Origin of the sequence: Nocardia sp. NPDC051750, assembly GCF_044453135.1 — a bacterium.
In the GTDB taxonomy this organism is placed as follows: domain Bacteria; phylum Actinomycetota; class Actinomycetes; order Mycobacteriales; family Mycobacteriaceae; genus Nocardia.
On record NZ_JBITCK010000005.1, the window covers coordinates 212405 to 225007 of the forward strand.

Annotated in this window: 13 protein-coding genes; 12 read left to right on the forward strand and 1 reads right to left on the reverse strand. The window is 68.2% G+C overall.

The window, feature by feature from the left end:
• Positions 1 to 48 precede the first annotated feature (48 nt).
• From ACIA75_RS22755 to ACIA75_RS22790, 8 genes are all read left to right on the forward strand, one after another.
• Positions 49 to 732 carry a TetR/AcrR family transcriptional regulator gene (locus ACIA75_RS22755; protein ID WP_397107117.1) on the forward strand — a complete coding sequence of 228 codons (684 nt, stop codon included), beginning with the start codon at positions 49 to 51 and terminating at the stop codon, positions 730 to 732.
• 116 nt (positions 733 to 848) lie between these two features.
• Positions 849 to 2051, forward strand: coding sequence for an ABC transporter substrate-binding protein (locus tag ACIA75_RS22760; RefSeq protein WP_397107119.1), 1203 nt, complete (start codon positions 849 to 851; stop codon positions 2049 to 2051).
• Positions 2048 to 2923: a branched-chain amino acid ABC transporter permease gene (locus ACIA75_RS22765; RefSeq protein ID WP_397107121.1), complete on the forward strand. Its 876-nt coding sequence runs from the start codon at positions 2048 to 2050 to the stop codon at positions 2921 to 2923. The genes ACIA75_RS22760 and ACIA75_RS22765 overlap by 4 nt, the downstream gene beginning before the upstream one ends.
• Positions 2923 to 3918 carry a branched-chain amino acid ABC transporter permease gene (locus tag ACIA75_RS22770; protein WP_397107123.1) on the forward strand — a complete coding sequence of 332 codons (996 nt, stop codon included), beginning with the start codon at positions 2923 to 2925 and terminating at the stop codon, positions 3916 to 3918. The genes ACIA75_RS22765 and ACIA75_RS22770 overlap by 1 nt, the downstream gene beginning before the upstream one ends.
• 5 nt (positions 3919 to 3923) lie before the next feature.
• Positions 3924 to 4718 carry an ABC transporter ATP-binding protein gene (locus ACIA75_RS22775; protein ID WP_397107125.1) on the forward strand — a complete coding sequence of 265 codons (795 nt, stop codon included), beginning with the start codon at positions 3924 to 3926 and terminating at the stop codon, positions 4716 to 4718.
• Positions 4715 to 5416, forward strand: coding sequence for an ABC transporter ATP-binding protein (locus tag ACIA75_RS22780; protein ID WP_397107127.1), 702 nt, complete (start codon positions 4715 to 4717; stop codon positions 5414 to 5416). The genes ACIA75_RS22775 and ACIA75_RS22780 overlap by 4 nt, the downstream gene beginning before the upstream one ends.
• Complete coding sequence (locus ACIA75_RS22785; protein WP_397107130.1) at positions 5416 to 7035, forward strand: class I adenylate-forming enzyme family protein; 1620 nt, start codon at positions 5416 to 5418, stop codon at positions 7033 to 7035. The genes ACIA75_RS22780 and ACIA75_RS22785 overlap by 1 nt, the downstream gene beginning before the upstream one ends.
• Positions 7025 to 7873, forward strand: coding sequence for a mycofactocin-coupled SDR family oxidoreductase (locus ACIA75_RS22790; RefSeq protein WP_397107132.1), 849 nt, complete (start codon positions 7025 to 7027; stop codon positions 7871 to 7873). Before ACIA75_RS22785 ends, ACIA75_RS22790 begins: the two co-directional genes overlap by 11 nt.
• 22 nt (positions 7874 to 7895) lie before the next feature.
• Here ACIA75_RS22790 and ACIA75_RS22795 read toward each other — a convergent pair whose 3' ends face one another.
• Positions 7896 to 8936 (reverse strand): NAD(P)-dependent alcohol dehydrogenase, encoded by a 1041-nt coding sequence (locus ACIA75_RS22795; RefSeq protein ID WP_397107134.1) that lies wholly within the window; start codon positions 8934 to 8936, stop codon positions 7896 to 7898.
• An 89-nt stretch (positions 8937 to 9025) separates the two neighbouring features.
• Between ACIA75_RS22795 and ACIA75_RS22800 the strand changes: the two genes are divergently transcribed.
• The 4 genes from ACIA75_RS22800 (at position 9026) to ACIA75_RS22815 (ending at position 12587) form a co-directional block, all read left to right on the forward strand.
• Complete coding sequence (locus tag ACIA75_RS22800; protein WP_397107136.1) at positions 9026 to 9613, forward strand: TetR family transcriptional regulator; 588 nt, start codon at positions 9026 to 9028, stop codon at positions 9611 to 9613.
• A gap of 111 nt (positions 9614 to 9724) precedes the next feature.
• On the forward strand, positions 9725 to 11257 hold the full coding sequence (locus ACIA75_RS22805; protein WP_397107139.1) for a PucR family transcriptional regulator: 1533 nt from the start codon (positions 9725 to 9727) through the stop codon (positions 11255 to 11257).
• 332 nt (positions 11258 to 11589) lie between these two features.
• On the forward strand, positions 11590 to 12066 hold the full coding sequence (locus ACIA75_RS22810; RefSeq protein ID WP_397107142.1) for a GreA/GreB family elongation factor: 477 nt from the start codon (positions 11590 to 11592) through the stop codon (positions 12064 to 12066).
• Positions 12067 to 12101: 35 nt separating this feature from the next.
• A complete protein-coding gene (locus tag ACIA75_RS22815) occupies positions 12102 to 12587 on the forward strand; it encodes a hypothetical protein (RefSeq protein WP_397107144.1) in 486 nt (161 codons plus the stop codon).
• The last annotated feature ends 16 nt before the right edge of the window (positions 12588 to 12603 follow it).

Sequence of the window (12603 nt, forward strand, 5' to 3'; positions counted from 1 at the left end):
ATGCGTGGCCGCTCGACAGCCGTCGATACCGGCGGTAAGCATGAGCGCGTGGTGAACCGCCGAGACCAGATCAAACATGTTGCCGCCGGGCTCTTCGTCGAGCACGGGGTGGCGGGGACCAGCGTCCGGGATATCGCCGAGGGCGTCGGCATGTTGTCCGGCAGCCTTTATCATCATTTCCCCTCCAAGGATGCGATCGCGTTCGCGATCCTCGACGATTTCCTGACCGACCTGAACGCCCGGTACCGATCGGTGCTGCCCCATGTCAGCGGAATGCGCGAGGAGCTGCGCGCCCTGGTCTATTCGTCGATCGAAATCGCCGAGGCGCATCCGTACGCGACCGAGATCTACCAGAACGAGCGGGCTTACCACGGACCCGATGCTCCCGAAGCGATCGCGGACGCCGTCCGCGAGGCGCACACCTTCTGGATCGACGCCGCCACCAGGGCCAGCACGTCCGGGGAACTCCGTGCCGGGCTCGACCCGGTCGAGTTCGCGCGGATGCTGCGCGAGGGTGTGTGGTGGTCGATCCGCTACCACCGAGAGCACCTGTCCGAGCGGCGCGACGAGGTGACCGACACCGTGGTGGCCGCGTTCGTCGACGGTGGCGCCGCCCCGGAGGCCCCCGCGATCAGCGGCCTGGCCAGTGACTCCAGGGTGGTCACCGAGCGTCTCGACCGGATCGAGCGTCAGCTCGCGGAGCTGACGAAAACGCTGCTCACCGACCCGTAGTCACGTTCACGATGGATACGTGCGCGGCAACCCGTTGACAGAAGCAGTGGCGCAGGACACACTCTCAAGCATCCGCTTGGTAATGCCCAAGCGTTTGCTTGATTGGTGGTGGTCCCATGAGACGTGCCCGGGTACTTGCCTGGGTGCTCGCCGCGGCGTTGTTGCCGGCGGGCTGTGCCCAGGTCCGTGAACCGGTGGACGACTACATCGTCATCGGTATGGACGAGGATTCGACCGGGCCGGGGGCGTCGTATTCGACGATCGCCGGTGACACCGTCCGCGCCACAGTGGATCGGCTCAATGCCGAGGGCGGAATCGGCGGCAAAGAGGTCCGGCTGGTGGTGGAGAACGACGAGAGCAGCCCGACGAATACGCCCTCCATCATTCGCAAGCTGGTCGACCAGGGCGCCTCCGCCGTCATCCTCGCCACGGGCAGTGGATCCGCACTCCAGGCCAAACAGATTTCGCAATCCACCGAGGTCGTCACCATCGCACCCACCGCGCTGACCGATGCGGTCGCCGGCCCGCCCGGCAACGAATTCGCCTATATGGTCCCCAACCCGCTGGCCCAGTACGCCGACGTCTATTGCGGGGCGTTCGCGGCGCAGGGCAAGAAACGGCTCGGTGTCCTGGCCGATTCGAGTCCGGCGATCGCGGGAATCCTCGATACGCTCTATCCGAAACTGCGGGAGTGCATCGACATCGTCGGCACCCAGAAGGCCGCCGTCGACGCCGCCGATCTCACCGCGGGCGTGAGTCGCCTCCTCGACAGTGATCCGGATGTGGTGCTCGTCGCGAGTGTCGGCGGCAATTTCGAACTGCTCGCGCAGAACACGGTGCACCGGCTGGCACCCGGGCTCCAGCGCTTCTCGCTGGCATCCATCGGAAACCAGCCCCAGTCGTGGAAACTCGCGGCGCCCGGATCCCTCGACGGCCTGGTCTATATGGGCAGCCTGAGCGAGGACAACCCCCGGACCGCGGAATTGCAGGACTGGCTCCGAACCGTCAAGGGGCCCACCTATTCCCTGACGGCCTACGATGCGCAGGCCTACGACTCGGTGATGCTGCTCGCGCGGGCGATCGAGGTCGCCGGCACCCATACCGATCGGCACCGCCTCAATGAGGCGATGCAGCAGGTCCGTGATGTTCCGGCGAGTTTCGGGCAGGCACCGCTCACCCTGTCGTTCGCGCCGGACGACCACATCGCTCCCGATTCGGCCTGCGGGCTGGTGCTCGTCGAATTCGGTCCCGGCAACGTTCCCGCCGGACCCTGGACGGAATATCAGCCGGAGTGCACGCCGAAGGGATCCGGTCGATGAGTGATCCACAGTTGTGGCTGGCTGCCACCGAAATCGGCTGTTTCTTCGCGCTGGTCGCATTATCGATCTACCTGGTCGTGGTGGGCGCTTCGTTCTTCAACTTCGCCGCGGGCCCCTATGCGATGGCCGCCGCGCTGCTCGCGGGCTACGCTGCCGCACACTGGGGTCTGCCGATCCTGCTCGGCGCGATCCTGGGCATCGCGGTGGCCGTAGGGATATCGCTGCTCACCGAGATCGTGGTGGTCCGGCCGGTGCAGCGACGCTCCGGGGGGGCCGAACTTCCCGCCCTGGTCGCCGTCACCGCGACCCTGTTCGCGATTCAACAGCTGGCGGGCACAGTCTTCGGCCGGACCCCGGTGTCGGTGCCGAATCTGCTCGGATTGCCGGACTTCCGCATCGGCTCGGTGGGCGTACAGGGAACGACAGCGACCATCATTCTGGTCACCGCGGTCGCCCTGGGGGCCACGGTCCTCTGGCTCCGCGCCACCGCGACGGGCCAGCTGTTACGCGCGGTCGGTGACAACCACGACGCGGCTCGGATGATCGGAGTGAATGTCAACCGGGTCCGGTTGTGGGCCTTCGGCTTGTCCGGAGCCGTCGCCGGGATCGCGGGAATCGTCTTCGCGGCCAAATCCGGTGCCCAGTTCACCAGCGGATTGTCCTGGACGCTCACCGGATTCCTCGCGCTCGTCGTCGGCGGCACCGGAAAGCCGTGGGCGCCCCTGATCGGCGGGCTCGCACTCGGCTTTGTGCAGGTGTTCGGCAGTTTCTATTTCGGCGCGACCGGTAGTTCGATCGCCATCTTCCTCGTCGCCCTCGTGTTCTTCGCGTTCCGGCCCGAAGGCCTGTTCCAACGAAAGGTGCGGGTGTGATGGCCGTGACCACTGGAACCGCTACCCCGACCGGCGCCGCCGCGCGGACCGTGCTCGGGGAACTGGGCATCTGCCTCGCCGTCCTCGCCGCGGTGCTGCTCTGGATGGGGCCCAGCCTGTATCGGCAGGACCTGGTTTTCCTGGCCGCCACCTACGCGCTGGTGGCGCTGGGCATGTATCTGCCTTTCGTCCTGGCCGGCTCGCTGTCCATGGCCTACAGCGCTTATGCCGCCATCGGCGCGTACGCGGTGGCGTATCTGTCGGTGAAGCAAGGGCTTTCGCCGTGGTGGGGCTGGCTCGCCGGAATGCTGATCGCCGCCGCGGTCGCCCTGGTGCTGGCGGTGGCGACCAGGAAGCTGTCGGGTTTCTATCTGGCTGCCGTGACCCTGCTGTTCGCCATCGCTTTCGAGCACTGGCTCGGCGATGCCACCACGATCACCGGCGGGTCCTCCGGGATCGCGAATATTCCGGTGCCGTCACTGTTCGGTTGGGATCCCCCGCGGTATGCCCAGGTGGTGGCCGCGATCGTGTTCGTCTGCGCCATCGCGGTGCTGATCGATCGGCTGCGCCGGTCGGCGTGGGGGCTGTCGCTGTCCGCCGCGCGGGAGAACGCGCCGGCGGTGCAGTCCGCCGGTATTTCCCCGGCCCATCTCACCGTGGTGGCGCTGGCCGTCGGTGCGGCGATCGCCTCGACGGGTGGCGCGCTGTTCACCGTATCGGTGCAGGCGGTGACTCCGGAGACGTTCGGATTGGACCTGGTGTTCCTCGCGATCTTCATGCCGATCATCGGTGGCCGGGGTTCGGCGTGGGGCGCTCCGCTGGGTGCGCTGATCGCCGTCGGCGTCACCCTGAACATGCCCGGATACCAGGGCTCGGGTGAGTTGCTGCTGGCCGTCATCGTGCTGGTGATCCTGTTGCTCGCACCGGGCGGCGTGATCGGCTGGGCACAGCGACTGCTGCGGCTCGTACCGTCCCGGAAACCGGACAGGAAGTGACGACGATGGCATCCACGGCTCTGCTGTCCGTGACCGGGTTGACCAAACGCTACGGCGGCGTCACCGCGGTCGACGACGTAAGTTTCGACCTGCCCGCCGGACGGGTGCTCGGTCTGGTCGGCCCGAACGGTGCGGGGAAAACTACCCTGGTCGACTGCATCGTAGGAACCCAGATCCCGAACGCGGGCACGGTGCATGTCGACGGCCACGCCCTGCCCGACGGCCCCGCCGTGCGGGCACGGGCCGGCCTGGCCCGCACTTTCCAGCACCCACAGCTGGCGCTGGAACTGACCCCCGTCGAGAACATCGTGCCAGGTATCGTCGGCCGGTCGATCGGCTCCTACGGCGCGTCGGTGCGTGCGCTCCTGCGCGGCCTCGCGGGCACTCCCCGTTCGGTGCTCGAGCAGGCGGCGGCGGTGGCCGAAGAGTACGGCGTCACCACGGACCGGGTACCCACGGGCAGCCTCGGTCTCGGCTCCCAGCGTCTCGTCGAAATCGCCCGCGCCATGGCCGCCGGGCCCCGGGTCCTGCTGTTGGACGAACCCTTCGCCGGATCCGATACCGAGGGAATCGCGGCGATCTCCCACGCTGTTCACCAGGTCCGCGACGCGGGGCAGTCGGTGGTCCTGGTGGACCACAATGTCGACCTGATCGCGGAACTCGCCGATGCGGTGGTCCTGCTGGCCGACGGCGCGGTGGCTTTCACCGGCAGCCCCCAGGACTGTATGCGCAGCGCGGAAATGCAATCCGTGTACTTCGGTACCGGCCCACAGGTATCTACCTCGGAGGAGTTGCAGTGATCGGGGTGCACGGACTCACGGTTCGGTACGGGAAGGCCGTCGCGGTCCGCGATGTGGCGTTCGAGGCCCACTCCGGGGAGGTCACAGCGGTGGTCGGGCCGAACGGCGCCGGTAAGTCGAGCCTGCTGTCGGCGGTGTTCGGCAGCACACCGGCCACCGGGACCGTCACCGTCGACGACCGCGACCTCCGTGGCGCGCCGGCCCGGACACGGTTGCGCGCCGGGGTCGCGTTCGTGCCGCAGGGCCGGCAACTCTTCCCGCGTCTGACCGTCCGGGAGAACCTCGAGATCGGGGCGCGCTTGCTGGGCGCCCGCAACGATGTGCTCGATTCGGCGTTCGACCGCTTCCCGATTCTGCGGACCCGCGCGAAACAGTTCGCCGGCGTGCTCTCCGGCGGAGAACAGCAGATGCTGTTGCTCGCCCGTGCCCTGTTGGTGCCGCCGCGCGCACTGCTGCTCGACGAGATGACCACCGGGCTCTCCCCCAAGATCGCCGGTGAACTGCTCGACCACGTACGGGAACTGGCGGATTCGGGGATCACGGTGCTGGTCGCCGAGCCGGCGCTGTACCGCGTGTCCCGGATCGTCGATCGCGGGTACGTCATGATCCGTGGTTCGCTCTCGGAGCCGAAGAACAGCGCCGACGACCTCGACACCGCCTACCGGGCGTCCATGGGGATGCTCGAGGAAGCTCTCTGATGCCACCCGCCTCTCGCACCGATATCACCGCCGCCCCGGATTTCACCACGGACCCCGAGGCATACACCGGCTACTCCGTCAGCGATCTGGTCCGTCGCTGGGGCAGCACCCGCGCCGACGAACCCGCCTACATCGGCCCGGACGGAACCACCAGCTGGGCCGGATACGACCACCTCGCCGACCGCGTCGGCGCAGCGCTGCTCTCCCTCGGGGATATTCCCGCAGTCACGGTGTATCTGCCCGACACCGTGGAGTTCCACGCCACACTCGTCGGCGCCTACCGGGCGGGGATCCTCGCCGTCGCGGTCGGGGCCCGCTCCGGGCCGGCGGAACTGGCCCATCTGATGTCGGCCTCGGGCTCCACCGTGCTCGTCACCGCGTGCGAGAACCGGGGCGTGCCTGTCTCGGAGTTGGTGCGGGAACTACAGATACGGAACACCGCCCCCGATCACGTGGTGCTCGTCGACGGAACACACGTCACCATCGACGGTTCCGCGGCGCCGGCAAGCATCGACCGGCCGGCCCGGGAATTCTCTGTCGACGATGTCTGCCTGCTCAACAGCACATCCGGCACCACCGGGCGGCCGAAACTCGTCATGCAGACGCAGCGCCGGTGGAGCGCTTTCGCCGCGATAGCCTGCCGGAACGCCGAGATGAGCGCCGCGGAGATCGTCGCCGCGTTCGTGCCCGCCCCGTTCGGATTCGGGCTGTGGACCTCGCATTTCCTGCCCGCGCTCCTCGGCCGGCCGGCCTTGGTGATGAGCCGGTTCGATCCGGCGGTCGCGATCGATCTGATGGCCGAGCACCGCGCCACGGTCCTCGCCTGCGTGAGCACCCAGTTCCGGATGATGCTGCAGACCCCGGACCGGGAGCTGTCCCGGGCGGAGGCTCTACGCGTCATGTTCACCGGCGGTGAAGCCGTGCCCTACGCCGAGGCCAAGCGTTTCGAGGACATCACCGGAGCCCTGGTCCTGCAGTTCTACGGCTCCAACGAAACCGGAGCGGCGAGCGCCACCACGATCCGCGACGACGAGGAGACCCGGCTGGGCACCGGCGGCCACCTCATCGAGGAGATGAACGTTCGCATCCTCGCCGACGACACGAACGAGGCCGGCCCGAATGTCCGGCGTGGCCAGCCCGCGGTCCGCGGACCGCTCATGTCCCCCGGCTACTGGAACGACGACACCGCGAACGCCGAACTGTTCACCGCCGACGGCTGGATCCGGCTCGGCGATATCGTGGAAGTCGACGATACCGGCCGATTGCGCGTGGTGGGCCGCCTGGCGGATTTGATCATCCGCGGTGGAAAGAACATCTCCGCCCTCGAAGTGGAGGATTTCATCCGCGAGCACCCCGCGATCGAGATGGTCGCGGCGGTCGGCGTGCCCGACCCGCTCTTCGGTGAGCGTCTCTGCGCGGCAGTCACAGTGACGCCCGGAGCGGCGCCTCTGTCGCTCGCAGAGCTGAATTCGTGGCTGCGCGACCAGGGCATCACCCGGGAGTACTTTCCGGAACGGCTGCGAGTGCTCGACCGGATGCCCTTGGCGCCCGGCGGAAAAATCGCCAAGGCTCAGGTCAAGCAGATGGTCGAGAGGAGCGCGGAAGACAATGCCGGATAACGCTGTGAAAGGTGATCTCGACGGCCGCACCGCCATCGTGACCGGTGCCGCGCGGGGCCAAGGTCGCGCCGTCGCGCGTGCCCTGGCCCGCCGCGGCGCCACCGTCCGACTCGCGGACCTGTGCGCACCCAGCGATACCGCCCCGTATCCGCTGGCCACCGCAGATGATCTCACCGAAACCGCCCGGCTGATCGAGGAGGAAGGCGGGCGCTGCCACGCAACCGCACTCGATGTCCGGGATTCCGGCTCCGTAACAGCCTTCGCCGACTCGGTGGCCGAAAATTCGGGCGGTATAGACATTCTCGTCACCTGCGCGGGAATCGTGGGATTCGCGCCGATCACCGAACTCTCGGACGCCATGTGGTCGGATATGCTCGCCACCAACCTGACCGGAACGTTCCATTGCCTCCGCGCGGTACTCCCCCATATGACCAGCGGGTGGGGCAGAATCGTCGCCATCTCCTCGATGAGCGGCCGGCAGGGAACCCCGAATCTCGCCCACTATTCGGCATCGAAATGGGGGGTCATCGGCCTGGTCAAATCCGTCGCCCTCGAATACGCGGAAACCGGCGTCACCGCGAATATCGTCTGCCCCACCAATGTGGACACCCCGATGCTCCACAACCCGGCGCTGTACTCCCTGTTCGCCCCCGAGCTCGACAACCCCGCCCGCGAGGATGTCGAAGATCGCTACGCACGCATGAGCCCCATGCGCATTCCGTGGTGCCCGCCGGAGGCGATAGCCGACGCCGTCGATCATCTCGTCGCCGAATCCGGGCGTTATGTCACCGGAACCGTCATCGACGTCGGTCTCGGGGCGGCCGCCCGGATGCCGTGAGAATCACCGGTTCGCTACTCGCTCAGTCCAGGTCGGACAGGTCGAGCACGAATCGGTAGCGGACGTCGTTACGTTCGAGCCGATCGAGGGCCTCGTTCACGCGCGCCGAGGGCAGGATTTCGATATCGGCGGTGATGTGGTGGCGTGCGCAGAAATCCAGCAGTGTGGCGGTTCCGGCGCGACCACCGCTGCCGGCCGAGCCGAGTTTCTTGCGTCCGATCAGCAGATCGGTGGTCTGCACGGTCACCGGTCCCAGGTATCCGACCTGGCTGAGTGTTCCGTCCAGCGCGACGAGCCGTAGGTAGGGCTCGAGATCGTGTGGGGCGGAAATCGTGTCGATGACGACATCGAATCGGTCTCGGGCAGCATCCATTTCGGCCTCATCGGCGGAAACGAGGAATTCGTGCGCGCCGAGCCGGTGGGCGTCGGCGGCTTTGTCCCGGGATCTGCTGACCACCGCGGTCTCGGCACCCAGCGCGACGGACAGTTTGACCGCCAGATGCCCCAGGCCACCCAGCCCGACCACCGCGACGCGGGTGCCCGGCCCGACACCGAGAGCGCGCAACGGCTCCCAGACGGTGATCCCGGCGCACAGCAAAGGAGCCCCGCCGGCCGGGTCGAGACCGCCGGGCAGGTGGAAGGCGAATCGGTCGCGGACGAGGTATTCGCGGGCGTAGGCCCCCAATGTGGTCGACCCGTCCCGCCGATCGGTGCCGCCATAGGTCAGCGTGGGAAACTCGCGGCAGAAGTTCTCCTGGCCTGCGAGGCACATGGCGCAGACACCGCAGGAGTCGACGATATTGCCGACCGCCACCGGATCGCCGACGGCGAATCCGTCCACCTCGCTTCCGACTTCGGTGACCACACCGGAGAATTCGTGTCCCGGCACGAGCATCGGCGCTGTCGCATCGCGATGACTGCGGACCGCATGGAGGTCGCTGTGGCAGACGCCGCAGTAGTCCACCCGCACCGCGAGATCGTCGGGGCGCAGACCGCGCCGCGGGATGGTTGCCCGCCGTAGCGTCGTGACGCCTTCTGCTTGCCATCCGACCGTAGTTCTCACATCAGCTCCCTAAACAGACTGTTCTGTCTATCCAGCGTAGACCTGAATCCGCCAACCGTAAACAGACTGTTCTGTTGTAAGTTGGGGGTATGACCGATCGGCCGCTGACCGCCCGCGGCGCCGCCACCCGCGAGCGCATTCTCGACGCGGCAACCCGCGAATTCGCCGAGCACGGGATCGCCGGTGCGCGTATCGAACGGATCGTGGCGGAAGCGCGCACGAACAAGGCGCAGCTGTACGGCTACTTCGGCAACAAGGAAGGCTTGTTCGACGCCATCTTCGCCGGTTCCCTCGAACGGATCGTGAACGTCGTTCCCATCGACGCGGCCGATCTCCCCGGCTGGGCCGTGCGGCTGTACGACGAATACCTCCGCCGCCCCGATCTCATCCGCCTCGCCACCTGGGCCCGCCTGGAGCGCCGGCCCGCGGGCCACCTGGTCGACGATCCCGACCGGCTCGACGACCACAAACTCCGCGCCATCGCCGGGGCACAGGCCGAGGGCATCGTGTGCCCGGGCGACCCGTTCGATGTGATGGCCCTGGTCATCTCGATGTCGATGGCATGGTCGCCGGTCAGCAATGTGTATGCCGCGACCGCGGGAGAACCGCCGGAAGAACATGCCCGGCGCCGTGCCCTGCTCCGGGAAACCGTCCACCGTGCCGTGATGACCGGCTGACAACCCTGCCCGGCGCACGGTCGCGTGAGCCGGGCCGATCGCCACCGGCGCCGGACTGCACTCACCGCTATGGCGGCTACGGTGGCGGAACAGTGTGGACAGGAGTCGTTCATGGTGCGGTTGGATCATCTGGTCAACGTGCTCGGCGGGTACGGGGTGCGGTTGCGCTGCTGCCCGGTGTCGCGGGCGACCATGATCCGCAGTGTCGCCATGCACGACGTGACCGGTGCTGAGGAGGCGACCGGCGATATCTTCCTCGCGGTGGGCGCGGGCTCCGCGAGCGAGGCCGTCACCGGGGCACGGGCAGCGAAAGCGGTGGCCGTACTGATCCGCGGGGGCGCCGACGCCGAACGGGAGGCAGCCGCAATCGGGCCCGGCGGTGGAGTCGCGGTGCTGATGGTCGATCCCGCGGTGTCGTGGAGCCAGCTCGCGGGCGTGGTGTACGGGCTGGTGCTGGAGGGGCGGGAAACCGCGTCCGGGCGTGGCCCGACGGACCTTTTCGCACTGGCGGACAGCCTGGCGGACGCGGTCGACGGGGCGGTGACCATCGAGGATCCGCTGTCGCGTGTGATGGCGCACTCCACCCTGCAAGGCGGTGCCGACGACGCCTTGGCGGAGACGGTGCTGTACCGGCGGCAACCCGCCGCGCTGCGGGAATTCTTCGAATCGCGGGGAGTCCACGCGCATCTGCTGAGGTCCGAGGAACCGTTGTTCGTCGAACCGGATTCCGGACACGGGCTGGACGGGCGGACGGTGATCGCGGTGCGGGTGGGCCGGGAACTGCTCGGCTCCGTGTGGGTGGCCTGCGTCGCGCCGTTGCCACCTGCTCGGCGGACCGCGCTGGCCGACGGCGCCCGGACGGTGGCCCTGCATCTGCTGCGGTCGCGGGCCAGCGCGGATCTGGAGCGTCAGGTGGAGTCCGACTCGGTGATCCGGCTACTGGAGGGCAGCCCGGACGCCGCGACGGTGGCCGGCCGGCTCGGGCTGGCGCCGGAACCGTTGCGGGTGGTGGCGGTGCGCGCCCAGATCGCCGCGGAACGGCATGCCGGGCTGCTGCTCGCCTTCGAGCAGGCCACGTTCGGTTTCGGCTGGTCGCGGCCGGGCCGCAGCACGCTGTCGGACAACACCGTCTACACGATTCTGCCCGGGGAACAGGTCCGCACCGCTCGGGACTGGGTGGCGGCGCTACGGGCCGCACTACCCGCCCGCGTGACGATGTCGGCCGGGATCGGCGGACCGGCCACGGCCACCGACCTGCCCGCTTCCCGGCAGGAGGCGGACGAGTGCCTGGCCCTGCACGAACAAGGGTCGACGGCCACGGCTCCCGCCTACGACGAGTCCTGGGGGGAAATTCTGCTGCAGCGGTTGCGGACCGCGGCGCGGACCGGCCGTATCCCGGCACGCGGCCCGATCGCGGAGTTGCGGCGATACGACCGCGTGCATGCCACGGACTACGTCGCGACACTCCGCGCATGGCTCGACGCACAGGGCGATCCGGCGGAGGCTGCCGTCCGGCTCGGTGTCCACCCGAACACCGTCCGCAACCGGGTGCGCAAGATGCGCGAGATCGCCGTGCTCCGGCTGGACGATGCCCGCACCCGGCTGGCGATGACGATCGATCTGGCGGCCTTCGGCGACGAGTGACCGCGTTGTGCAGATAGAACAATGCACAGGGTCGAAACTGTGCCGGACGGACATGCGCACCGCGGCTCCACCGGTCATGATGGCTTTAACAGCGCATCGTTCGACGTGGAGGTGAGCATGGCGCCCACAACGAGCCGGCTCGACCGCGAACGAGCAGCACAGCACCGGGTGGAGAACCCGACCCCCGGCTGAATCCTCGGCTATTCCCCCATCCGTGGAGCCGGTGTCGTCAGAACCCGGCTCCACGGAGTTCTGCCGTCGGGGCGGTCCTCCCTCTCTCCGCCGCCCCGACGGCCGGCACCGCTATTCCGATCGAACCTTCTAGGACGGATATGACCAGCAGCTCGCACATCTGGCTGACACCCCACGCCCGTGAACAACTCGAGGCCGAGCTGACCGAACTGCTCGCCGTCGATACCACCGGCGACGCCGAGTCCACCGCTCCGGAAGACCGGCTCGCCGCACGCCACCACCGCCTGGCCCGGATCGCGCATATCCGGGACCTGCTCAGCAACGCCGTGTTCGGCGAAGACCCGCCGGACGACGGAATCGCCGAACCCGGCATGGTGCTCACGGTCCACTACACCGGCACCGACGACACCGAAACGTTCCTTCTCGGCAGCCGGGACGCCGAGCACGGCTATCTCGAGGTCTACTCACCGGACTCTCCCCTCGGCGCCGCCCTCACCGGGGCTCGCCGCGGCGAACAACGCAGTTACCGAGTGCCCAACGGCACCGAAATCCGGGTCACCCTCCTCGAGGCCGTCCCCTACGGCCGCATGGTCACGGACGCAGCCCGCAGCGCCTGATGACCACAGGCGAACGATCGACCGCGAGGACACGCATGCCGGCGAGCGATATCACCCTGATCCACGTCGACTCCCCGGCGATCATGCGGGACGACCGGACGATCGCGCTGCCGATCCATTCGTGGCTCTCCGCCGGATTCTGGGATCTCTTCGGCCTGCCCCGCGTCGACTGGGCTCTGGCCGCGCTCGCGTTCGGCACCCCGGATTCCCCGCGCACCTACCTCGCCCGCTACTACGATTCCCCGACCACCTGGACCGCCGAACCCCTGACCGTTCACCTCCCCGTATCCCTGGGTCCGGGCCCGGGAGTCCTGGAGGTCTCCGGCCCGATGACCTGGGAGCGCCGCCGGCTGATCGAACGCACCACGGTGGTGATCGCACTGTCCGCACCCGTCGCGCCCCGGCCGCACGAAGCCCTTCCCGAGCAGTTGTGGGAGGAGAACCGGTGGCACACCACCGTCCTGGTGCCCGACGTCCGGCCCGGGGCGCATTCGCCGAGGCGGTACAGCGAATCCTGGTGACGCCGTTCAGTTCCGG